This is a genomic window from Rhizobium sp. FG113, from assembly GCF_057809895.1.
In genome coordinates this window covers 1-19,120 of record NZ_JBMDKV010000001.1, presented here as the reverse complement: position 1 = coordinate 19,120, position 19,120 = coordinate 1, and the positions used below count along the sequence as shown (strand labels likewise).

The window sequence follows — 19,120 nt, the reverse complement described above, 5'->3', positions numbered from 1 at the left end:
ATCCCACCGTTTCCTCCCGGCAGGGGCTGTCTTCCGCGCAAGCGCCAGGCAGCCCCGTTCGGAGCTTAAGGGGTATCCATGAAGAGGCTATTTTCCAGCATCACCGATGGCCGCGGGTTCGACATCACGCTTGTCACCCTGCCGCTCATCTTCCTGTTCGTGCTCGCGGGCCTGCCGCTCGTCTACAACATCGTCATGAGTTTCCAGGAGGTCGACATGTTCAGCCTCGGGACCTTCGTGCGCCCCTTCGTCGGTTTCAAGAACTACGTCGATCTGTTCAAGCAGCCCGAAACGCTGCCGATCATCTACAATACCGTGCTGTTCGTCGTCGGCTCCATCGCCGGCCAGTTCCTGATCGGCTTCGGCCTGGCGCTGTTCTTCTGGGTGAACTTTCCGGGCGCCTCCTGGCTGCGCGGCCTGTTCCTCGTCTCGTGGGTCATGCCCGGCCTCGTCGTCGGCGCGATCTGGAACTGGGTGCTCTCTGGCGATTTCGGCGTCTTGAACTTCATTTTGCGTGAAAGCGGGTTGATCAGCTCCAACATCTTCTGGCGCTCGGACCCCAATTTCTCGCTCTGGGCCGTCGTCATTGCCAATATCTGGCTCGGCACGTCCTTCAACATGATCCTGCTCTCCGTCGGCCTCTCTTCCATTCCCGGCGACCTCTATGAGGCGGCCGAACTCGACGGTGCCAATGCCTGGCAGCGTTTCTGGACGATCACGCTTCCGATGATGCGCTCGACCATCGGCGCCATCGTCTCGCTCGGCTTGATCTTCACCCTGCAGCAGTTCGACCTGTTCGCGGCCATCACAGATGGCGGGCCGAACAATTCGTCCAACGTCACGCAATACTGGGCCTGGGACCTGTCCTTCCGCCAATACGACTTCGGCAAGGGCGCCACGATCTCCGTCATCATGATCGTCTTCGTGATGTTCGCCTCGATCGTCTATGTCCGGTCGACAAAACATGAGGTGCGCGGATGAGCGATACCAACCGCAACCGCCTGATGCTCTTCATCGCAATCGTCCTGGCGGCAATCTATCTCTTCCCGCTCTACTGGATGTACATCACGGCGCTCAAAAGCGGCTCCGAGATGTTCGCCAATCCGCCGAGCTTCTGGCCGTCCTCGCCGCAATGGGGAACCTACGCCTATGTGTGGGAAAGCCGGAACATGGGGCGTTATCTCTGGAACTCCGTCGTCATCGCCTTCGGTTCCGTGGCGCTGATCACCGTGCTCGGCGTCGGCTGTGCCTATGTGCTGGCGCGCTATCGCAACATGTGGGTGGATATCGGCCTGTTCCTCATCCTCATGCTGCAGGTCCTGCCGGCATCGCTGATGATCACGCCGATCTTCGTGGGCTTCTCGCAGTTCGGCTTGCTCGACTATCCGCGCTTTGCCGTGATCCTGGCCATCGCCGCAAAAAGCATGCCCTTCTTCGTGGTCCTCGTGCGCGCCACCTTTATGGCCGTACCGATGGAGCTTGAGGAAGCAGCGCTGGTCGACGGCAACTCCCGCTTCGGCGCCTTCTTCAACATCGTGCTGCCGCTTGCCCGCAACGGCATCCTCGTCAGCGCGATCCTGATCTTCATGCAGGCCTTCGGTGAGTTCGTCTATTCGAAGTCGATGATCCAGGAAGCAGAGCTTCAGCCCGCCAGCGTCGGTCTCAATTCCTTCATGGGGCCGAACACCAGCGAGTGGAACAACATCATGGCCTACGCCACGATGTATGTGACGCCCGTTCTCGCCATCTTCGTTCTCTTGCAGCGCCGCATCGTATCCGGCCTCACCTCTGGAGCCCTCAAATGACCAATCAGATCGAGCTCAGCGGCGTCAACAAGCATTATGGCGCCTTCCATGCGCTGAAGAACATCAATCTTGAGATCGCCAAGGGCAGCTTCGTGGCGCTTGTCGGCCCATCGGGCTGTGGCAAGTCCACCTTGCTGCGCTCGCTCGCAGGCCTTGAAAGCATCTCCGAGGGTGACCTCAAGATCGCCGGCGAGCTGATGAACAATGTGCCGCCGCGCAAGCGCGACGTCGCCATGGTGTTCCAATCCTACGCGCTTTATCCGCATATGACGGTCGAGGAAAACCTGACCTACAGCCTGCGCATCCGCGGCGTTGCCAAGGCCGAAGCCAAGAAGGCCGCGGCCGATGTCGCGGCGACGACCGGGCTCTCCAACCTGCTGAAGCGCTATCCGCGCGAGCTCTCCGGTGGCCAGCGCCAGCGCGTGGCGATGAGCCGCGCGATCATCCGTCATCCCAAGGCGTTCCTGTTCGATGAGCCGTTGTCGAACCTCGATGCGGCGCTGCGCGTTCACATGCGCAAGGAAATCCGCGCGCTGCACGATCGGCTCGGCGCGACCTCCGTCTACGTCACCCACGACCAGATCGAGGCGATGACCATGGCGGACCACGTCGTCGTCATGCGCGAGGGTGTGATCGAGCAGCAGGGCAAGCCGCTGGAGCTCTACGACACGCCGGCCAACAAATTCGTGGCCGGCTTCATCGGCTCGCCGGCGATGAATTTCATTCCCGGTGTCGTGCAGGCGGAGGGAAGCGGGCTGGCAATCGACCTTGGAACGGTCAAGCATACGCTGCCGAGCAATCGCCAGCTGCAGCCTGGCCGCAAGGTAACCGTCGGTATCCGCCCGGAGCATATCGGCATCACGGCGACAGGGCAGGGGACATTCGACATCCCCGTCGACGTCGTCGAATCCACTGGATCGGCCACCTTCATCACGGCTGCGACGACGCCTGAACTGACGATCGTCGAGACCGGTCGCAGCACCGCCCGTGGCGGCGAGACGATCGGCGTGACCATCGATCCGGCACAGCTGCATCTGTTCGACGACGCGACCGGCGTTCGAATCTGAAGCAACAAGGCAGCGGCGGTATGCGCCGCCGCTGCCTAATCATTTACCGTCCGCCTTCGAGCTTGCGGTGACGCTGGTTCGTGCCGCCGACCCCATAAGGGTAGTCGAAGGGGTGCGGCGCGCTTATCTCGGTGAGGCGGCTCATCTCTTCGTCCGAGAGGCTGATCTTCGCCGCACCGAGGTTGTCCGCCAGTTGCTCCGTCGTGCGGGCACCGAGTATGACCGACGTCACGGCTGGCCGCGCCGCGGTCCAGGCGAGCGCTACCTGCGCCATACTGCAACCCTTGGACTTCGCGATATCCTCCACCGCGCCGATGATGTCCCAGGTCCGCTCCTGCGCGTTGCGCTGGTCGTAGGATTCCATGCCGCGCTTTGGGTTTTCCCCGAGCCGGGTCGCACCCGTCGGCATCTGGTCGCGGCGGTATTTCCCAGTCAACCATCCGCCGCCGAGAGGCGACCATGGCAGCAGCCCCATGCCTGCATCTTGGCAGGCCGGCACAATTTCGAGTTCGATATCGCGCACAAGCAGGCTGTATTGCGGCTGCAGCGTTACCGGCCGGGTGTAACCACATGCTTTGGCGATTTCGGCTGCCTTGGCGATATGCCAGCCGACGTAATTGGAGAAGCCGTAATAGCCGATCTTGCCGCTGGAAACGGCATCATCGAGGAAACGCAGCGTCTCCTCGATCGGCGTCAGGGCGTCCCAAGCATGCATCTGGTAGAGATCGATGTGCTCGACGCCGAGACGTCGCAGCGAATCTTCGAGCGCGACGTTCAGATGCCGCCGCGACAGCCCGATATCATTCGGCCCGTTTCCCATCGGGAAACGCCCCTTCGTGGCAATCACCGCCTGACGGGCCTCGGTCGGCCGTGCCTTCAGCCAGCGACCGATGATCTCTTCCGAAACGCCCGCACTATAGACGCCGCCGGTGTCGACGAAATTGCCGCCCCATTTGAAATAGTCGTCGAGTATCTTGTGCGAGGTGGCTTCATCGGCCTCCGCGCCGAAGGTCATCGTTCCCAGGCAGTATGGCGCGACGATTGTCCCGCTTGGTCCAAGCTTTCGATAATCCATTGAACATCCTCCGTGTCGAAATGGGTTTCTCTGTCTGGATCGCCGATTAGGTTAGGTCGCCGATCCGCTTGCTGTTGTCTCTTCCAGAACGGTTTCCGGAATGTCGTCGAATGATGCGTAGTTGAGGTCGTAGAGCCGTGCGTAAAGCTTGCGGTTCGCCATAAGCTGCTGGTGGCTGCCGCTTTCGACAAGCTCGCCGTTTTGCAGAACTATGATCCGGTCGGCTTCGCGAATGGTCGCCAGCCTGTGGGCGATGACGAGGCCGGTGCGACCCTCCAGCAATTTCACCAGCGCCTTCTGGATCAGCATCTCCGTATAGCTGTCGATATTCGCCGTCGCCTCGTCCAGCACCAGGATCTTGGCGTCGGCCACGAGCGCGCGCGCGAAGGACAGAAGCTGGCGCTGCCCGAGCGAGAGATTGCCGCCGCGCTCGCCCAGCATGCTGTCGTATCCCTCGGGGAGGCGCATGATGAAATCATGCGCGCCGACCGCCTTGGCTGCCTTGATGACCTTCTCCCGCGTCGCATCAGCTTTGTGATAACGGATGTTTTCGAACACGGTTCCGGTGAAGAGGAAAGGCTCCTGCAGCACCATGGCGATCTGGTCGCCCAGCGAATCCTGCGTCAGCGCGCGGACATCGTGGCCGCCGACGAGCACCTGTCCCTGCTGAACGTCATAGAAGCGGTGAATCAGCGACATGCAGCTCGACTTGCCCGAGCCGGTCGGGCCGACCAGAGCGACCGTTTCGCCCGGATTGACCTTGAAAGAGACATGTTTAAGCACCGGATGCTTCGGATTATAGCCAAAGACTACGTCGCGAAACTCGACGGAGCCGTTCATATCCTTGGAGAGAACGACCGCATCGGCTGCGTCCTTGATGTCGATCGGAACATCGAGCACTTCGGTCAACCGCTGGCCGGATGCCATGGCGCGCTGCATGACGGAGTATTGCAGCGTGAGCGAACGGATCGGATCGAAGAAGCGCTGGATGTAGAAGAGGAACGCCACGAGCACGCCGACGTCGAGTGCCTGGTTGAGCACGCGCGCGCCGCCTACGACGATGACCAGCGCCATGGCGACACCCGTCAATGAATCGACGATCGGCACCATCACCTGCGCGTAACGCGCCGCGGTGAGATGCGTAAGAAGGTTCGCCTTCGCCTTGTCGTCGTAAAGCGTGAAGTTCACGCCCTGCCGGTCCATGCTCTGCACGGCGCGAACGCCGTGGATCGCTTCGGCCAAGGCGCCGTTGGCCACCGAATTGGTCTCGTGCGCCGCCATGAAAGATTTGCGGGCGAGCGGCAGCCAGAAGAGGCGGACGATGAACAGGATCGGCAAAACAGAAAGCGTCAGCAGGCCAAGTTTCGGATCGAGATAGAGCATCACGCCGACGATGCCGACGAGCAGCGTCATGTCGCCGACCGAAAGAACCGATGTCTCCAGGAATTCCTGCATCGAATTGACGTCGCCCTGCAGGCGCGACATCAGGCGGCCGACCTCCGTCTTGTCCATGAAGGAGAGCGAGACGCGCTGCAGATGCGAGAACATCTGCCGGCGAATATCGAAAAGCACATTCTCGGCCACGCCACCGACCAGCGTCTCCTGCGCGTAGCTGGCGCCGTAGTTGATCAGGATCGCCACCAGGAAGGCCACGACGGCCCATGTCAGCGCCGAATGGCTGCCATCCTGCTGCATGCCGTGGTCGATCGCGTAGCGGATGATCAGCGGGATCATCAGCTGCATCAGCGTGAACGTCAGCACCGCGCAGACCGAGAGCACCACGTCGCGCCGATAGGGCCGGACGAAAGCCCATATCCGCTTGATGACGTTGCCGTCGAAGGCCTTGCCGAACATCTCCTCTTCGACGCGCTGTGATCCCACCACCGCGCGCGGCGGCCGGCGCCCATCCTCGCGAACGTCCGAGCGTTCGGTTTCCATTTCCTCGGCCATGTCTTCCTCCCTAGGCGCTCACGGCTTCGTCGCCGGGACGCACCTGCAGATCGTAAAGCGCCTTGTAGCGCCCGTTCGCGGCCAGCAGCTCTTCATGTGTGCCGCGCTCGACGATCTCGCCTTCCTCGATGAACAATATCTGGTCCGCATGCATCAGCGAGCTCAGCCGGTGGGCGACGATGATCGTCACCCGGTCGGCGGCGTATTTGCGCATGGCGGAGCGGATGCGCTGCTCGGTCGCGGCATCGATCGCGGCCGTGGAATCGTCAAAGACCATCACCGCGGGCTTCAGCATCAGGGCTCGGGCGATCGACAGACGCTGGCGCTGGCCGCCAGAGAGCGACACGCCGCGCTCGCCGACGACCGTATCGTAGCCCGTCGGCAGGCCGAGCACGTAGTTGTGCAGCTGCGCGCTTTCGCTGGCGCCGGCAATGCGGCTTTCCTTCGCCCATGGGTCGCCATAGGCGATGTTATTCTCGATCGATGTCGTGAAGAGGAAGGAGTCCTGCTGCACGATGGAGACAGAGCGGCGCAGCGATTGAAGTGTCGCCTTGCGGACATCCTGGCCATCGATCGTGACGCGGCCGCCGGTGACATCGTAGAAACGGGGGATGAGATGCGCCAGCGTCGACTTGCCGCTGCCGGGCGGGCCGACGATGCCGATCGTCTCGCCGCGCTTTGCCTCGAAGGAGATGCCCCGCAGCGCCAGTTGCGTCGGTGTGCTTGGATAGCCGAAGCTTACATTTTCGAACCGGAGCGTTCCGTCGGTGATCTTCAGTTCCTTCGCATCGGGCGCATCGCGAACGGCGATCTCGAGATCGAGCAGCTCGAACAATCGTGTGCCGCAGGTCGAGGCGCGGGCGAAGGCGTTGACCATCAAGCCAAGCTGGCGCACCGGCATCTGCAGGATGGTCATGAAGGTGAGGAAGGATGCGAGCGTGCCGACGGTGATCTCGCCCGATATCACCTTGCCGCCGCCGACCCAGAGCACGAGGCCCATGGCGGCGAAGAAGGAGAAGGTCATCGCGCTGGTGTTGATGACGCGGATCCCGACGCGTTGATGCGCGAGCTCCAGCGCGCTCTTCGACGCCGCGTCGAACTTCGATATCTCGTAGGCGTGGGACGCGAAGGCGCGCACCACACGAATACCGCCGAGGTTTTCTTCCATGATGCGGGTCAGGACCGAAAGCCGCTCCTGCAGCACCAGCCATGTTGCGCGCAACCGCAGTTGCGTCACTGATGAACGCCAGCCGACGAAGGGAACGAAGCTCAGCGCCAGCAGGCCAAGCACCACGTCGGTCGACAGAAGCATGTAGGCGCCGATGCCGATCAGCATGGTCAGCAGCACCATGCGTACCAGCGCCGTCGAGAAGTACATGCGCACGCCTTCCAGGTCGAGCAAACCGATCGTGATCAGGTCGCCCGAGTGCACGCTGTCGTGGAAGCTGAAGGAAAGCCGCTGGATCTTTTCGTAGCAGGCGATGCGAAGCTCGTAGCCCATGTGGTGGCCAACGCTTTCGCTGTAGTAGTTCTGCACCATGGTGAAGACGCCGCGCATCACGCTGGCACCGAGCAGCAGCAAGGCGGTCGTCAACAGCGCATCCTGGGCGACCAGCCCCGCGGCACCGCCTTCGACGACAGCCTGGGTGTGATCCACCGCGTGCCCGAGCAGGCGCGGGATCATCAACTGAAACGAAGAGGCAATCAGGGTGGCGCCTATCGCAAGGCCGGATTGCCATGGGTGGCGCAAGGCCATGACGGTGATGCGGACCAACGTGGAGAGGCCCTTGCCCCATCCTGCCGCAGTCGCCTTTGCCATCGAAGCCGAGGGCTTCGCTACACGGTTCAAAGCATCGCTGCTCACGGTATCATTCCAAAATAGAGGTGTATCGGCGCGGGTCCGCAAGGGACGGCAAATCGATGACAGGATTGGTTAGCGTGCTTACCTTTGACGATTCGAACCGGCCGTTCAAGTAAACAATTCACCAACTGGTTATTTTATCGTGAGGCCTCGCCGGGCACCTGATCGAAAATGAAAATGGCCCGCTTTCGGCGGGCCATTCGATCGATTGTATGGTGTTTTCGGCGAGAGATCAGGATGCCTCGACCGCCTTGTTTTCCGCGGCATCATCGGTCCTGCTGGAGAAGTAGTTCGCCAGAAGCGCGCCGGAGATATTGTGCCAGACGCTGAAGATGGCGCTAGGCACGGCCGCCACCGGCGAGAAGTAGGCGGTGGCGAGAGCAGCGCCGAGGCCGCTGTTCTGCATGCCGACTTCGATGGCCAGCGCCTTGCGCTTGTAGAGATTGAGGCCGAACGCCTTGGCGGCGAAGAAGCCGAGCAGATAGCCGAGCCCATTGTGCAGGACGACGACGGCGAAGATCAAAAGGCCGGACTGTGCGATGGCGCCCTTGCTGGCGCCGACAACGGCCGCGACGATCAGCACGATGCCGACGACGCTCACGAGCGGTAGCGCCGGGACCGTCTTTTCGACCAGGCGCGGCAACACCTTCTGTGCCAGGAAGCCCAGCGCCAGCGGCAGGATGATGACCTGCAGAATGCTCATGAACATCGCCATGGCGTTTACGGGCAGATACTGGCTCGCGAACATCCAGACGAGGAACGGCGTGACGATCGGCGCGGCCAGCGTGGTAACGCTGGTGCAGGCGACGCTCAGCGCCACGTCGCCCTTGGCGAGATAGGTCATCACGTTGCTCGACGTGCCCCCGGGGCAGCAGCCGACGAGAATGATGCCGGCGGCGACTTCTGGCGGCATCGGGATGAGCACGGTCAAGAGCAGAGCGAGCGCCGGCATGATGACGAAGTGCGCGACGACGCCGATCGCGACCTCGACCGGGCGGCGGCTGAGTTCGCGGAAGTCATCGACGGAGATCGTCAGGCCCATGCCGAACATGATGATGCCGAGCAGCGTGACGATATAGGGCGTCACGTGCTTGAACACATCCGGCAGCAGGAAGCCGAGAACGGCGAACAGGATGACCCAGAGGGCGAATGTCTTGCCGACAAACGCGGAGAGTGACGTGAGGAGTTTCATGCCGATAACCTTAAGCAAACATATGTCCCGGCTTTTGAGCGCAAGGCTTTTGCTGTCAAGGTCGTTACCGCTGTTTTCGGTTCCGATCGCTACGGATCGGGGCGTTTCGATAAGAAAATGTCCCGATTAATAGATATTCGATCCGATATATTTCCTTTTACGTACACGTCATATTCATGCCCCATTTCCCTCGTTGAAGGCGGGCGCTAGTCTGAGTTTGCCACGCAGCACGCATCGTCGTGGCCCCCTGCCAAGCATCTCGGCTAGCACCACGGCGATGCGATGCGCTCGTCCAGCGATCAGCGGCCAGCTTTCATCGCCGCGCGCAGGCAGTCATTCATCCGTTCCTGCCAGCCGGGACCGTCTTCCTGGAAAAACGCCAGAACGTCGCTGTCGATCTTGATCGACACCATTTCCTTCACATTCGGGATCGCCGGCCGCTCGACGGCAGCAGCCGGCTGCTTCTTGGCGGGTTTGAACAAGGCTTCCGCCGCGTCCATTGCATTGACGGGGCGTCGGGGTGTCGTGGCCATTTTATGTTCCTGTGTCGGTGAGGTTCTGGCGAAAGGTCGCCCAGTGCTCAGCGATCGTCAATCACCTCGGTATCGGGGCGATCACCACCGCTGGCATGTTCTGTATGCCACGAACCATCCGCGGTCTGATACTGGATTTCGGCGTCACGGCCTTCGACATGCTGACGGCTCGCGGCGGCCTTTGCCGCGGCAAGTGCCGCGCCATGCGTGGGAAATGTTTCGGACCAGACATCGCCAAGGCGATATCCATAGCCACCATCGTGCTGTCCGACGTGGTAGGTAATCTGCATCGTGCTGTCTCCTGCTGCGCCCATGCCATTCGGATGGGCTCAAGGATACCTGGGAAGCACTGGGTGGAGGTCAAGCGGCGTGAGTTCTTATGGCTCCGTCAGGCGCATGATTGCAGCGCCGATTTTCAATCTTGATAGAGCCAATGCGCCTGCACGTCGGGCAGGTTTTGATGTGCGCGAAATCAGTTCGGAGTGATCGCCATCTGCTCGACCTCTATGCCGCTCGGCTCGCCGATGTTCATCGTTCGCGAGGGCTTGGCCGCCGGCTTGGGTCGCCTTACGGCTCGCTGGATGGCGGCACCCAGAGCCGCGCCGTCGATATGGCTCGGCTGCTGCATCTGCTCGGCCTTCGGTGAAGGTGGTGCCGGGGCCGCGGAAGCGATCATGGGTGGCTGCTGGCCAATTCGGCCGGGCTTCAAGCGCACGGCGACCAGCTTCTTGGCGGTCGCATCATAGGCGCACTCGAACGTCATGCGGAGCCACTCCTTCTTCGGGGTCACGAAGCGGATGGAATCCCCTCTGTAAATGACAACCGAAGATTGTCCATCGGGCGGGTCTGCCTCCTGGAAGAAGCTGGCATAGGGACGGTTCACCCATTCGAAATCTATAGGCGCCTGAGCCTCGATGGGCCGCGCGCACATTTGCGCGGCCGTTTCGGAATTGGACCGGATGCAATCGGCGTCGCATAGCGTGTTGATAGGGGGAGCAGTCGAACCTGTCTGCTGCGCAACCGCAGGCGCAGCAAGAAAACCAGTCAAAATCACGCATGCCGCCAAAGCGTTGCGCGCCAACATCGATCATTCCTCCCATGCATTTTCGTGTTTTGCAGTCAGACAACACTAGTCCCGACAAATGTTCAATGCGGATATTCGTTTATTAGAGATGGATTATGTACGCCTTTTGGATGAACCCCGTTTGAATCGATTTACAGTTGTATAAATAATATCTTTATGTGCTTTATTAAGAAATCGGTAATCTTCGAGTGTATTGCGTCGGGTCCGAAAGCAAACGGCATACAAAATTCTCAGAGTTGGAGGACACTTAATGAGAACTCATCTTCTTTTGTCTACGGCTGCGTTTGCGCTTATCGGCGCATCGTCTGCCTTCGCCGGTAGCAATACTGTCTATCTCGACCAATACGACAACAGCCAGTATGCCCAGATCATCCAGGGCGGCGATCACAATCATGTCGGTTCGGCTGGCAATTCGTTCTATCAGCAGAACTACGGCGGCAGCGGCTACAACGCGTTGACGATCAACCAGTCCGGCAGCAACAACTGGGTCTCGCGCTACTCCGCTGGCTTTCAGCGGGGAACGCAGAACAATGCCTTGATCAATCAGACGGGTAACGGCAACGACATCGAACTGCAGCAGACCGGCTATCAGAATGGCTACGGTTATGTCCTGGGTAACAATGGAGGGGCCTACAACTCCATTCAACAGGATGGCTCGGCAAACTCGAGCTTTGTGAGCGTATCACAGGACGGGACGCGGAACGGTTTCGACATCCTGCAGGGCGGTGGCAGTAACCAGACTCGTCTCACCCAGACCGGCATCGGCGGCGTCGCCTACATTCGCCAGGGTACCGCGGCCCATGACCAGTCTACGGGCCATGATATCTACGGTGGCAGTAACAGCCAAATCACCGTCAATCAGGCCAGCGCGTCTGTTGGCAACGCGGTGGTCGCGATGCAAGGCACCGGCGACGGCAACAACATGAACATCACCCAGAGTGGCGATCAGCTGTATGCCAATGCATGGCAGTCGGGCGGCGGCAACACGCTTACGTCGTTGCAGTCGGGTGTGGGTTCGACGCTGTTTAGCGCTCAGAGTGGCTACGGCAACAACATTCAGAGCACACAAGGTTACTATAGCTCCGCGACCCTTTCTCAGAACGGCAACAACAACACGATCGTCGGCTCGCAGATCAATGGCATCGCCGGATACGTCAATGTTGCGAACGTTTCTCAGGTCGGTTCGAACAACTACGCGAACTATGGGCAAAACGGCTACGCAAACAACTTTGCGCTGACTCAGACCAACGATGGCAACGTTTCGGTCAACAATCAGAACGGCATCGGCAACGTCCTCAGCATCGTCCAGAACTAACCGCAGTGCATACGGTGGGGCGGCTAGCCGCCCCACTTCCTGGGAGGGGTGGAATGGGTGGAATGGATATGGGGTCTCCCCCAGCAATTTCGTGCTCTGTCGACGCCACGCGCTCGAAGAGCTCAATCCGCCTGAGGGGGCGGATCGTCAGTCCCGTGCCGGCTTTCGGCAAGTATCGCTTTGAGGTTCTCAAGGAGGGCCGCAGCGGCAATTCCAATGTCACGCAATCCGGCTCGTTCAGCATTCCGACCAGCGATCCCGTTTTCGTCGGGGAATCGAAACTCGATTACGCCAGGGGCACGCGCGTTCGCGTGCAGCTGACCGGCGACGCGCTGGGCGCCGAGTTCGAATGCGTTTTCGACGAGGTCTCCAATGGCAAATAGATCAGCCTTACAATTCGTATCGGCGACAGCCGGGCTCCTATTCGCACTGGCCGGGGCAACTGCCTCCGCGCAGGATGCGGGATCGGCCTATACCGACCTTGGAAACTATCTCCTCGCTCCCCAGCCTGCCAGCACCGCCGCGCCAAGCGGCGGCGGCAATTTCGCGTCGGTCGAGCAGACGGGATCGAACAACACCGCGTCGATCACGCAAAACGGCGCTGCGAACCGGATTTCCGAGACGCAGATCGGCGACGGCAACTGGGTCTCCTATTCGGTGACTGGTAACGCAAACGCGGTCGAGAGCCTGCAGGTCGGCAACAATAACAGCGCCAGCGTTGCGCTGACCGGAAGCAACAACACGGTCCTGCAGACGCAGATGGGCAATGGCTTGAGCTACGGCCTGTCCTCGACGGTCAGCGGGCAGACCATCACGGTCCAACAATTCAGTCAGAGGTGAGGGCGATGGCAGAGCGTCTGAGAAGTGTAGTGAGTGGCCTGGCGGTTCTGCTCTCGGCCTGCGCGGCGCAGGCAGGCAGTCTGGTCTATACGCCTGTCAATCCGGCGTTCGGCGGCAGCCCGCTGAACGGGAACTGGATGATGTCGCAGGCCGATGCGCAGAACCAGCACAAGGACAGTGGCAAGTCCGCATTCTCAGGCCCGTCGGCGCTGACCCCCGGGCAGATGTTCGCCAACCAGCTGACCAGCCAGCTCTATGCCTCGCTGGCCAACCAGATCACCGAATCCCTGTTCGGCGCAAATGCGCAGACGAGCGGCAGCTACACGCTGGCGGGAACGACGATCTCGTTCGTGAGGGTCGGCGGCGAAATTCAGATCAGCATCAATGACGGCTCGACGATCACCAACGTAACCGTGCCTGCGACCCCGTAATGCGTATCAACGTCTCGTGGAAGTACCGCGTATGAAAATGGTTCGAGTTCTCACTATCCTCAGTGCCTTGCTGCTTACGGGCTGCGTGGAGACAACGGCCACCAAGGAACCGCTTCAGGAGCCTCCGGTCGTAACACCGCCGTCGCCGACGCGCACCAACCTCGAAAACCTTCCGCCGCCGGCCAAGAAGGTTGATATCGCCGTCTACCAGTTCCCCGATCTCACCGGCAAGAACGAGCCGAACGATAATGTCGCGGTGTTCTCGCGGGCCGTGACCCAGGGTGGCTCGGGCCTCATTATCGACGCACTGAAGCGCGCGGGTGGTGGCAACTGGTTTACCGTGGTCGAGCGCACGGGCTTGAACGATCTTCTGCAGGAGCGTCAGCTGATCCGCGCGACACGGCAGGAATATTCGATGGACGCGATGAAGACATTGCCGCCCATCCGCTTCGCCGGGCTCATCGTTCAAGGCGGCATCCTGACTTATGACGCCAACACCATCACCGGCGGCGTCGGGGCGAATTTCCTCGGCATCGGCGCCGATGCTCAATATCGTCGAGACGTGGTCACAGTCGGCGTCCGCATCGTGTCGGTGCAGACGGGCGAGGTGCTGTTGAGCGTCACGACGACGAAGACTGTCTATTCCGCCGGCGTGAACGCCAATGTCTACAAGTTCGTCTCGACGGACAAGCTGCTGCAGATCGAGGCTGGCTACACCCGCAACGAGCCGACACAGCTCGCCGTGCGGCAGGCGATCGACCTCGCGGTCTACGCGACGGTCATGGAAGGCGTGCGCTCTGGAATATGGAGCTTCAGCAATCCGGCCGTCGCCACACCGCTGGTCAACGAGTACGTCAAGCGCGATCGGCCGGGCGACGTCGCGGCGATCGAAAACGCGGAGGCCGTCAAGACATTCTGACCTCGATCTCGCTGCGGCCGTTTGTTCAAACGCCTATCCAAGCTGATGGATCTTCACCTGGGGAACGACGGATTTGGCGATCTCGCACAGATGCAGATGGTGCGTGAGATAGATGACCTGGCCCACCTTCGCCATCTCGCCGAGCAGGCGGAACACCTCTTCGGAGCGCGGATTGTCGAAGCTCTCCATGATGTCGTCGGCAACGAAGGGCACAGCCGGTCGAACGGCGGCGAACTCCTCATAACCAGCTAGCCTGAGTGCCAGATAGAGCTGAAATTGCGTTCCGGTCGACATGGAATCTGCGAGTTTCGATCCGCCATCGCGCGATACGCCGATCAGGATCTCCTTTTCCTTGTCCGGCTGCGTGGCGAGGCCCGAATAATTGCCGCCGGTGATCGTCTGAAACGCCTGCGAAGCGCGGTTCATCATCGAGCTGCGATGCTTGTCGCGGTAGAGATGCAGCGCCTGTTCGGCGGCCAGTGTGCCGGTTCGCAGTGTCAGGTAGCGAATGGCGAGCGCCTCGATCTCAAGCAAAATAGTCCGCCGCTTCGCTTCGATACGGGCAACCGCGTCGTCGCCGCCAACGGCATCGAGCTTGTCCTTGGCGCGGGTCATGTCGGCATAGAGCACCCGCGCGCGCTCCGTCAGATCGTCGATCCGGGCAGCAAGGCTCAGCGCGCTATGCTCCACTTCGGCGGCGTCTATCTCGGATGATAGCCGTGCCGCGTCCTCGTATGTTTTCGCGCGCAACCCCTGGGCAATCTGTTCGCGAAGCTCCGCCATGCGCTTCTCGATCCGGTCCCGCTCCTTGGCCGCTTCGAGGTAGGTCCCCACGGCCGCCAGCGTGTCGGCGCCGAAATAGCCGGTCAATTCCGCTTTGCGGGCATTGTGGACAGCAAGCTCCGCGTCGAGCGCCTGTCGATCGGCCTGCAGCTTATCGAGCGTCACCTGTCTGTCCGCGCGATGCTGCTGATCGCGCAAGGCGCTGTTGTAGCGCTCGACAAGCGCATTGGAGGCGGCGAGCACATCGCCCGACGATATATCGGATTCCAACCGGCCCAGCATGTTGGCCAGTTCGACCCGAAATTGCTTCTGGTCATTTTCCATTGCCGAAACCCGCTGCGCCAGATCCTGACGCTCCTTCAAGACACCGGGAAGGCTTGAAAGGGTGGATAAAATGGCGCCGACGGCGGCGACGGATGTGGGCTTGTCGGCAAACCATGTGCCTGACAGCGCCTCCGCCCAGGCATCGCGCCATGCATCCGAGGCCAGGACCGCCTGCTGATGGTCGCGTTCCCGCTCCGCAATATCGCGCGTCAGGCCGCTCACCGCCTTCTTATGGTTGGCGCGCGCTTCTTCCTGGCTCCTGCTGTCGGCGAGCAGTCTTGCCGCCGCCCGCGTCAGCTCTGCGATCGGCACGTCGGCATCAAACCTCGCGCCGGTCTCGGTCAAGGCTGCCTCAAGCTCCGCGCGGTGTCGCCCAAGCTCGGAGCGGAGCGCCTCCAGCTCATACTCGCCCTTCTTCAGATCGTCCCGGGCCGAAAGCGCAGCACTCCGCCTACCGGTCCAGTTCTCAAGCGCCAAGAGCCGCTCCAACGCATCCGGTCCGGCCTCGACAGCGTCAGGCAAATAAGCGCGGATCTTGTCCGCCAATCCATCGTGTTCCGCCAGTGCTTCCGCAAGCAGCTCCTGTTGCCGGTCGATGGCGGCCGCGCTGGCGGCGGCTGCAAGCGTCAGCTGCCGGAGCTCGGCGAGATCCTTGGCACGCGCCAGCCGATTGTCTGTCGCGGCATCGTCTTGCCGCATCGCCTGCTCGAATATCGAAGCGGTGGCGCTGTCTAGCGTGGCGAGATGGTTCTGCCAAGCCGCGTCGCGCGCGCCACGCAGGGCCTGCGCCGCGCTGTCGTCGACCGTACCCTCGCTCGCAAACGCAGATATCCGCGCCGAACTCGCGGCCCGCTCGCTCATGAGGTCGCGAAGCTTGCCGCGATGCTCGTTCACGCGCTTGTCGATAGACGTCGCCTGCGATCGCCACATATCCAGCTGCCGGGCTTCCGCCGCCTTCATGTCCTTCAGATCATGGATATCACCCGACCAGGGCGCTAGCAGTGCTGTCCGTTCATCGAAATTGCGTTGCAGCTGACGATAAGACCGCTCCTCGATTGCAAGACGAGAGAGCAGGTCGGTATCCGTCAACCTTGCCAGCGCGCTCTCGATGCGCGATTGCGTGTCTGGGGCCATCTCGGTTCCATCACCAAACTCAGCCGCGTCCTCCTTCAAGCGGTTGAGGGTATCCTTCGCGCGCTTGAGCTCGCGCTCCGCGGAGGCGATTTCGGCGTCGATCCCCGAGCGCTTCTCCATCAAGTCGCGGATGGCGCCGACGGATGGAGCCGGTAGCAGCAGTTTCTCGGGATTTTCATGTCCCGCCTGATCGAGATCGAAGAGCAACCGCGACAGGATGCCTTCCTGCTCGGCCAGGGCAATTTTGCGTTTCGGCAGATCATCCGCGGCCGCCCGGTAGCGTGCTCGCCCGATCTCAAGCGTCTCCATAATCGCGGCGATCGATAGCGCCTCTTCATCCACGATCATGCCATCGATCTCACCCAACAGCTGTCGAATGGAGCGTTCCGCCGTCTCCGTAAGCGCCTGCAGTCGTGTCTCGTCGCGCGAAAGCTGCGGCAGCAGCGCGAACCAATCCGCCGGCGGGCGCGGCAGTTCGCCAAGACCTGCGAATTCCGCCGCCAGGCGATCGAGTTCGGAGGTCAGCGGCAGTGTCGCGAGAATGCGTGTAAGCTCCGTGTGCCGAAGCTTGGCCGCGGCCAACTCGGCGCCTGCGGCATCATAGGATGCGCTGGCCTGCGACAATGTCGCCGCAAGCACCGAATAGGCGGCCGCGAACGTGTCGATGGCGTTGCGCTCGTTCTTCAGCGTCTCCAACACTCGCTTCAGCTCGGCGAGTTTGGTGCTCGATGAACGCTTGCGATGGATGGCCGCCGCATCGTCCGCCGCCATGACGAGTGATCTGTTGAGGCCAGCCAGGCCGGAGCTTGCCGAAAACAGCAATTCGCCCAGCTCGCCCTTGCTCTGGATGATCGCCTGACCGCCCTCCTTCAAGGAGTGGTCGTCGAGCGAGAACATCGTCCTGTAGGCATCGCGCCCGATCCCGCCGAGTGCCGCCGATAGCATACCCTCGTTGACCGGCTGACCGCTGCTGTCGACGAGACTGCCGGTCCGACGCTTCAGCCGCACGAGCTCATGCTCGCCGCCGTCGAACTCCAGCCGCGCGCCGATCTGCATGGTATTATAGGGATGAATGAAGTCGTATTTGCTGGTGGCCCCGAACCCGAAAAGCAGATCGAGAAAGGCGTCGAATGTCGTCGATTTTCCGGCCTCGTTCAGGCCGTATATAATGTGCAGGTCCGGCTCGCCCCCGGAGGGCTGACCGAAGTCGATCGAATGATCGGTGAATTTCCCGTAGCGGGTCAGGTCGAGACGGCGAAGGCGCATCAGTTCTCTCCGTGATCCCAGGTCTTCATCCGCGCGGTAATGTCGTCGGCGCCGTCAAGCATCAACTCATCGATAAAGCGCTCGAAGCTCACCGGGTCGTCGCCGGCAAAGCGACGGCTTTCCGGCGGCAGATCGGCGAGCAGATCCTTGACCATCTCGCCGATCTCGTCGCGAAAGCCGGGGCTCGCCATGACCCTGTCGCGCATAAGCTGGCCAAGCTCGATGACTGGATCGGCCGTCGCCTTGCCGACCTCTTCGGGCGTGTGCACGCCAAGCTCCAGCTTCTCAATCCAGGTCTGACCTATACGATCGCCGCGTTCCTCGGCCTCAGTGCGCAACAGATCGATATCGCGATGCAGCCGCCAGGAGAGCGGCGTCTGTCCGGTAAGCCGCAAGCGAGCAACGAGGTGAGGCGAGACAGTCGCCTCGCGTTGCCGCGCCAGCGCCAGTTCGATGGCGCCGGCCGCCTCGCGCCATTCCGAGATATCGGTGAGATCGACGCTCACACGCTCGAATTGAGCGACGCTGGTGAGCCGTTCCTCGATGGCGATCGTCCGGTCATCCGCAACCGTCACCAGCGACACGGTCTTGGCCCCGGCCTCGTTGATGTCGCGGCCCTGCGGCATGCCGGGCATGATCACCGTGCGCGCACCCTGATGGTGTGTCCGCTGATGGATATGTCCAAGAGCCCAATAGTCGAAGCCGGAAGCATGCAGCTCAGAGACACTGCATGGCGCATAGACATCGTGCCCCTGTGCACCAGCGAGGCTTGTATGCATGATACCGATATTGACCGCGCCCGCGACCGGCGCCTTGAATTTCGGCAGCAGCGATTCCGGGGCTTGCGGCTTGGCGAAGCTTAAGCCGTGGATCGCGATATCGAGACCATCCTTGATGCGCTCGACGGCTTCGGCGCGCCCGCCGAACACCTTGACATTATCAGGCAGCACCAGCTCCTGGGTGATCTTGGAAAGCGCGTCGTGATTGCCGCGTATCTTGTAGACGGTGATGTCAGCCGCATTCAGTCGCTGCATCTGCGCGGCCAGAAAACGCGCCGTCTTCATCGAGGTCTGATCGCCATCATAGAGATCGCCGGCAATGATCAATGCGTCGACCTGGTCTTCCAGGCAGAGATCGATGATCGACACGAAGGCCGCGCGGGTGGCGTTGCCGATCAGTTCGGCCAGCGCTTCATCGCGCAGCGCCAGCGAGCGCAGGGGAGAGTCCAGGTGAATGTCGGCGGTGTGTATGAAACGAAACGGCATCAGATCCTCAATGGTGCGCGTCACTATATGGCAGATCGGTCCTGTTCATACCACCGCCGGCCGGTGTCTGGTCGATAAGCAGGGCGGGAGAGGGCATGATCGCGGCGGTTTCGGAGCGATTTCCAGCACCCAAACGAGCCTTCTGGAAATTCCCTTGCGAATTCAGTTAGTTGCCAGAAACTGCGATTTTTTGAAAAAGGCTTGTTGACTTGTTTGGGTATGGGGCCTTATAAGCCGCTTCACAGAACGAGGGCGGCGGCGCTGCTGGCGACGGTG

General features: G+C 61.2%; 17 protein-coding genes. 8 read left to right on the top strand and 9 right to left on the bottom strand.

The window, feature by feature from the left end; genetic code table 11:
* Window positions 1–78 precede the first annotated feature (78 nt).
* From ACODTZ_RS00085 to ACODTZ_RS00075, 3 genes are read left to right on the top strand one after another with little or no spacing between them, the layout of a single operon-like run.
* Window positions 79–981 (top strand): carbohydrate ABC transporter permease, encoded by a 903-nt coding sequence (locus ACODTZ_RS00085; protein ID WP_018896481.1) that lies wholly within the window; start codon window positions 79–81, stop codon window positions 979–981.
* Entirely contained in the window at window positions 978–1,805 is an 828-nt protein-coding gene (locus ACODTZ_RS00080; RefSeq protein WP_018896480.1) for a carbohydrate ABC transporter permease, read from the top strand. The genes ACODTZ_RS00085 and ACODTZ_RS00080 overlap by 4 nt, the downstream gene beginning before the upstream one ends.
* Complete coding sequence (locus ACODTZ_RS00075) at window positions 1,802–2,872, top strand: ABC transporter ATP-binding protein (RefSeq protein WP_489022883.1); 1,071 nt, start codon at window positions 1,802–1,804, stop codon at window positions 2,870–2,872. The genes ACODTZ_RS00080 and ACODTZ_RS00075 overlap by 4 nt, the downstream gene beginning before the upstream one ends.
* A 43-nt stretch (window positions 2,873–2,915) precedes the next feature.
* Here the strand turns inward: ACODTZ_RS00075 and ACODTZ_RS00070 are convergent, their stop codons facing one another.
* The 7 genes from ACODTZ_RS00070 to ACODTZ_RS00040 all read right to left on the bottom strand — a co-directional run bounded on the left by ACODTZ_RS00070 (window position 2,916) and on the right by ACODTZ_RS00040 (window position 10,246).
* The gene (locus ACODTZ_RS00070; protein ID WP_489022881.1) at window positions 2,916–3,947 is read right to left on the bottom strand and encodes an aldo/keto reductase; all 1,032 of its coding nucleotides are present in this window, start codon (window positions 3,945–3,947) and stop codon (window positions 2,916–2,918) included.
* Window positions 3,948–3,998: 51 nt separating this feature from the next.
* Window positions 3,999–5,897 (bottom strand): ABC transporter ATP-binding protein, encoded by a 1,899-nt coding sequence (locus ACODTZ_RS00065; RefSeq protein WP_489022879.1) that lies wholly within the window; start codon window positions 5,895–5,897, stop codon window positions 3,999–4,001.
* Between the two features lie 10 nt (window positions 5,898–5,907).
* A complete protein-coding gene (locus ACODTZ_RS00060) occupies window positions 5,908–7,716 on the bottom strand; it encodes an ABC transporter ATP-binding protein (RefSeq protein ID WP_489024736.1) in 1,809 nt (602 codons plus the stop codon).
* 274 nt (window positions 7,717–7,990) lie between these two features.
* Complete coding sequence (locus ACODTZ_RS00055; protein WP_489022877.1) at window positions 7,991–8,950, bottom strand: bile acid:sodium symporter family protein; 960 nt, start codon at window positions 8,948–8,950, stop codon at window positions 7,991–7,993.
* A gap of 299 nt (window positions 8,951–9,249) precedes the next feature.
* The gene (locus ACODTZ_RS00050) at window positions 9,250–9,483 is read right to left on the bottom strand and encodes a BrnA antitoxin family protein (protein WP_489022875.1); all 234 of its coding nucleotides are present in this window, start codon (window positions 9,481–9,483) and stop codon (window positions 9,250–9,252) included.
* Window positions 9,484–9,530: 47 nt separating this feature from the next.
* Entirely contained in the window at window positions 9,531–9,773 is a 243-nt protein-coding gene (locus tag ACODTZ_RS00045) for a DUF2188 domain-containing protein (RefSeq protein ID WP_047505157.1), read from the bottom strand.
* 182 nt (window positions 9,774–9,955) lie between these two features.
* Window positions 9,956–10,246, bottom strand: coding sequence for a hypothetical protein (locus tag ACODTZ_RS00040; RefSeq protein WP_489022873.1), 291 nt, complete (start codon window positions 10,244–10,246; stop codon window positions 9,956–9,958).
* Between the two features lie 571 nt (window positions 10,247–10,817).
* Between ACODTZ_RS00040 and ACODTZ_RS00035 the strand changes: the two genes are divergently transcribed.
* Genes ACODTZ_RS00035 through ACODTZ_RS00015 form a run of 5 tightly spaced genes read left to right on the top strand, consistent with a single transcriptional unit; the run spans window position 10,818 to window position 14,072 of the window.
* Complete coding sequence (locus ACODTZ_RS00035; RefSeq protein ID WP_156144732.1) at window positions 10,818–11,882, top strand: curlin; 1,065 nt, start codon at window positions 10,818–10,820, stop codon at window positions 11,880–11,882.
* A 53-nt stretch (window positions 11,883–11,935) separates the two neighbouring features.
* Window positions 11,936–12,265, top strand: coding sequence for a curli-like amyloid fiber formation chaperone CsgH (csgH, locus tag ACODTZ_RS00030; protein WP_162724783.1), 330 nt, complete (start codon window positions 11,936–11,938; stop codon window positions 12,263–12,265).
* On the top strand, window positions 12,255–12,722 hold the full coding sequence (locus tag ACODTZ_RS00025; protein ID WP_489022871.1) for a curlin subunit CsgB: 468 nt from the start codon (window positions 12,255–12,257) through the stop codon (window positions 12,720–12,722). The genes csgH and ACODTZ_RS00025 overlap by 11 nt, the downstream gene beginning before the upstream one ends.
* Before the next feature lie 5 nt (window positions 12,723–12,727).
* On the top strand, window positions 12,728–13,153 hold the full coding sequence (locus ACODTZ_RS00020) for a curli production assembly/transport component CsgF (protein WP_112983053.1): 426 nt from the start codon (window positions 12,728–12,730) through the stop codon (window positions 13,151–13,153).
* A gap of 31 nt (window positions 13,154–13,184) precedes the next feature.
* Window positions 13,185–14,072 carry a CsgG/HfaB family protein gene (locus ACODTZ_RS00015; protein ID WP_489022870.1) on the top strand — a complete coding sequence of 296 codons (888 nt, stop codon included), beginning with the start codon at window positions 13,185–13,187 and terminating at the stop codon, window positions 14,070–14,072.
* A 33-nt stretch (window positions 14,073–14,105) separates the two neighbouring features.
* On the opposite strand, the gene ACODTZ_RS00010 is transcribed toward ACODTZ_RS00015, so the two are convergent.
* Window positions 14,106–17,579, bottom strand: a complete 3,474-nt coding sequence (locus ACODTZ_RS00010; RefSeq protein WP_489022868.1) for an AAA family ATPase — start codon at window positions 17,577–17,579, stop codon at window positions 14,106–14,108.
* Window positions 17,579–18,844, bottom strand: coding sequence for a metallophosphoesterase family protein (locus ACODTZ_RS00005; protein WP_489022866.1), 1,266 nt, complete (start codon window positions 18,842–18,844; stop codon window positions 17,579–17,581). The genes ACODTZ_RS00010 and ACODTZ_RS00005 overlap by 1 nt, the downstream gene beginning before the upstream one ends.
* Between the last annotated feature and the right edge of the window lie 276 nt (window positions 18,845–19,120).

Bases quoted from the DNA above. Each gene is read 5' to 3' on its own strand.
- ACODTZ_RS00085 (WP_018896481.1), top strand. From the start codon at position 79: ATGAAGAGGCTATTTTCCAGCATCACCGATGGCCGCGGGTTCGACATC.
- ACODTZ_RS00080 (WP_018896480.1), top strand. From the start codon at position 978: ATGAGCGATACCAACCGCAACCGCCTGATGCTCTTCATCGCAATCGTC.
- ACODTZ_RS00075 (WP_489022883.1), top strand. From the start codon at position 1,802: ATGACCAATCAGATCGAGCTCAGCGGCGTCAACAAGCATTATGGCGCC.
- ACODTZ_RS00070 (WP_489022881.1), bottom strand. From the start codon at position 3,947: ATGGATTATCGAAAGCTTGGACCAAGCGGGACAATCGTCGCGCCATAC.
- ACODTZ_RS00065 (WP_489022879.1), bottom strand. From the start codon at position 5,897: ATGGCCGAGGAAATGGAAACCGAACGCTCGGACGTTCGCGAGGATGGG.
- ACODTZ_RS00060 (WP_489024736.1), bottom strand. From the start codon at position 7,716: ATGGCAAAGGCGACTGCGGCAGGATGGGGCAAGGGCCTCTCCACGTTG.
- ACODTZ_RS00055 (WP_489022877.1), bottom strand. From the start codon at position 8,950: ATGAAACTCCTCACGTCACTCTCCGCGTTTGTCGGCAAGACATTCGCC.
- ACODTZ_RS00050 (WP_489022875.1), bottom strand. From the start codon at position 9,483: ATGGCCACGACACCCCGACGCCCCGTCAATGCAATGGACGCGGCGGAA.
- ACODTZ_RS00045 (WP_047505157.1), bottom strand. From the start codon at position 9,773: ATGCAGATTACCTACCACGTCGGACAGCACGATGGTGGCTATGGATAT.
- ACODTZ_RS00040 (WP_489022873.1), bottom strand. From the start codon at position 10,246: ATGACGTTCGAGTGCGCCTATGATGCGACCGCCAAGAAGCTGGTCGCC.
- ACODTZ_RS00035 (WP_156144732.1), top strand. From the start codon at position 10,818: ATGAGAACTCATCTTCTTTTGTCTACGGCTGCGTTTGCGCTTATCGGC.
- csgH (WP_162724783.1), top strand. From the start codon at position 11,936: ATGGGTGGAATGGATATGGGGTCTCCCCCAGCAATTTCGTGCTCTGTC.
- ACODTZ_RS00025 (WP_489022871.1), top strand. From the start codon at position 12,255: ATGGCAAATAGATCAGCCTTACAATTCGTATCGGCGACAGCCGGGCTC.
- ACODTZ_RS00020 (WP_112983053.1), top strand. From the start codon at position 12,728: ATGGCAGAGCGTCTGAGAAGTGTAGTGAGTGGCCTGGCGGTTCTGCTC.
- ACODTZ_RS00015 (WP_489022870.1), top strand. From the start codon at position 13,185: ATGAAAATGGTTCGAGTTCTCACTATCCTCAGTGCCTTGCTGCTTACG.
- ACODTZ_RS00010 (WP_489022868.1), bottom strand. From the start codon at position 17,579: ATGCGCCTTCGCCGTCTCGACCTGACCCGCTACGGGAAATTCACCGAT.
- ACODTZ_RS00005 (WP_489022866.1), bottom strand. From the start codon at position 18,844: ATGCCGTTTCGTTTCATACACACCGCCGACATTCACCTGGACTCTCCC.